Genomic DNA, 1888 nt, shown 5'->3' with positions numbered 1-1888 from the left:
ACAGACGCAAAATGCCCGCTGCGGTGGGCGTGCGCCTCCGGTCGGGGCTACGCCCTCCTCCGTCACATGCCCACCGCGGCGTCTCATCCAGGTTGACGCGGAATCTCATCCTGTTTGTCGCGCAGCACACGTGCCTCGATCAGATCAGCCACGCGCTCCTGCAAGTCCCACAGGTAGCAGTCTTGAATGCCCTCGCGCTCAAGCGCGGTAATGGTCTGCAGCAGATACTCGGCGCCCGAGCCCCAGTGGCCGCAAGCCTCCGAGAGACATGCCGCGACCTCGTCCAGCGTCAATCGTCCGGCGTAGTTGGCGCTCTCGGGATTGGCGGTGAAGGCAATGGCTCGCCAGATCCGCCGGTCGACCTCCACCTCAATCCAGCGAGGCAGGTTGCCGGGAGGCCGCACCGTCATCTCGCGGCGCCACAGGTCGCTCAGCACCTCCCACTCCCGCTCAGGCGGCACGATGTGCAGCACGCCCTCACAGGAGCCGCCCTGGTCGATCTGCATCATCAGTCCCGGGCACTCAGGCGTGCCCCGGAAGCGCTTGAGCCTTAGCGTGAAGGCCCGCTCCCAGCCCAGCGCGGTGGCCCCCATCGTGGCGGCGGGCTCAAAGACTGGCTTCCAGATCAGCGAGCCGTAGGCAAAGACACCGATTGACCCTTCCGGCCGGTCCCGGAGGAACTCGCGAAGATGCTCGTCATATTGCGCCTCGGTAAAGTGCTCGGCGCCAAGCCACACCCCCAGGTCGGCGACCTCGCGATGAACCTGCTGAATGTGCGCTTCCGTCAATCTCGGAACCCGGGACATGCGAGCAGCATACCAGAGCCCCGCCTGGGCCGGCAACGCCCTCCGCTGATCTGCACAGGGCGAGCCAACGTCAAGCCAGACTGAGCGGCTCCTGCGGGCGTTCCAGATCAGGCGGCTTATGGCTCCTGACCTTAGCGATCCTGTCCGGTTCGAGACCGAGGTCCCGAACACCTTGCGCCCCGTCATCGGTTCACCGGATTCTGTGGACCGACAACCCTGCCGTTCACAGGGTCGGTGTAAGTCCCCGGGCAGGTCAACGTCCTGGAATTGGCCACATGACTTGATCGGGAGGCCTTCCATGTCCGGTCGTCGGCGAGCATGCGACATCCGGCCCGTGTAAGCGACATGGACGTCGGCTCGCGACCTCGCCACGTCGCCTTCTGGTGCATGATGTCGTGGTCCATGTCGCCTGCCGCCCCCTCCAGACTGGAAGTTGGATCGGAAACCCGACATGGAGCGCCGCGCCGGCACGTGAAAACCACGAGAAACCTGGGGAAATCGGCTCTTCGTCCTCCGGAAGCGACACATACGCGACATCACGAAGCAGCTTTCACGAACATATTGTTCGTTGGACCACGCGCGAGACGATCGAAAAACTCGGAGAGGCGATTGTCCGAGCCGGACAGCCAAGGTCCTACCGCTCTGTCATTTCGATTTCAGGCCAGCACTTCGCCACCGACAAACTGGCACGGCTGGCACCAAGGCACATACGCGACGTGGCTGAGCGTCAGGGTCTTGAGCATCTCCGCGAGCAGGCTGTCGGACGGGCCCACGAATGCGCGGAGGTCTTTCAGCAATGGTTCATGCGACGGTGTGCGTTACACGTGAGACAGACGCGTGACGAACACGAAAGAAGGCAGAGCCGGCAGCTGGCGATCGGATCCTCGATGTGCATGGTGCCGTTGTCGAAAGATGACGCAAGGAGGACTTGTCCAGCGGCTCTTGTCTCTGCCGGGGTAATCCTCCCATTTCTAACGGGGTCCATTCGTAGAACTCATGCGGCCATTTTCAGTTTCTGGGCGGGTGTGATGCCGCCGATGCCCATGTTCGGGCGGTCGTTGTTGTAAGTCCAGAGCCATTGC

General features: G+C 63.0%; 2 protein-coding genes. Both read right to left on the bottom strand.

Features of this window, described 5'->3' with window-relative positions:
• Window positions 1-83: 83 nt before the first annotated feature.
• Window positions 84-788: a gamma-glutamylcyclotransferase gene (locus tag H5395_RS18245; protein ID WP_220495131.1), complete on the bottom strand. Its 705-nt coding sequence runs from the start codon at window positions 786-788 to the stop codon at window positions 84-86.
• A gap of 674 nt (window positions 789-1462) precedes the next feature.
• Window positions 1463-1603 (bottom strand): hypothetical protein, encoded by a 141-nt coding sequence (locus H5395_RS18240; RefSeq protein WP_182793950.1) that lies wholly within the window; start codon window positions 1601-1603, stop codon window positions 1463-1465.
• Between the last annotated feature and the right edge of the window lie 285 nt (window positions 1604-1888).

Origin of the sequence: Paracoccus sp. MC1854 (genome assembly GCF_014164635.1) — a bacterium.
GTDB lineage: Bacteria > Pseudomonadota > Alphaproteobacteria > Rhodobacterales > Rhodobacteraceae > Paracoccus.
Note: the sequence above shows the minus strand (reverse complement) of the source record. Positions and strands in the feature narration are given on the sequence as shown.